At 44.4% G+C, this 295-nt stretch carries 1 protein-coding gene; it reads left to right on the top strand.

What is annotated here, in order from left to right; genetic code table 11:
* The coding region (locus ACNG5D_RS15990) for an HYR domain-containing protein (protein ID WP_418184528.1) at positions 1–295 on the top strand (295 nt) is incomplete at both ends.

The following is a 295-nucleotide window of genomic DNA, read 5'->3' as shown; positions in this document are numbered from 1 at the left end:
GCCGCTAATGTCAATCTTGGAACGCCTACTGTGGATGATAACTGTACGACAACATCCATATCTAATGATGCACCTGACACCTATCCGTTAGGAGAAACAACGGTCACTTGGACCGTAACCGATGGTGTTGGTAATACGGCCACTTGTACGCAAACTGTGACTGTAACGGATAATATCAATCCGACTTTTGTAAACTGTGCTGCACCGGTATCTGTAAATGTTGATGCTAATGCTTGTTCTACAGATGCCGCTAATGTCAATCTTGGAACGCCTACTGTGGATGATAACTGTACGA

Origin of the sequence: Algibacter ulvanivorans, assembly GCF_048381495.1 — a bacterium.
Lineage (GTDB): Bacteria > Bacteroidota > Bacteroidia > Flavobacteriales > Flavobacteriaceae > Algibacter_B > Algibacter_B ulvanivorans.
The sequence above is the reverse complement of the archived record's forward strand: the minus strand, read 5'-3'. Positions and strand labels throughout refer to the sequence as shown.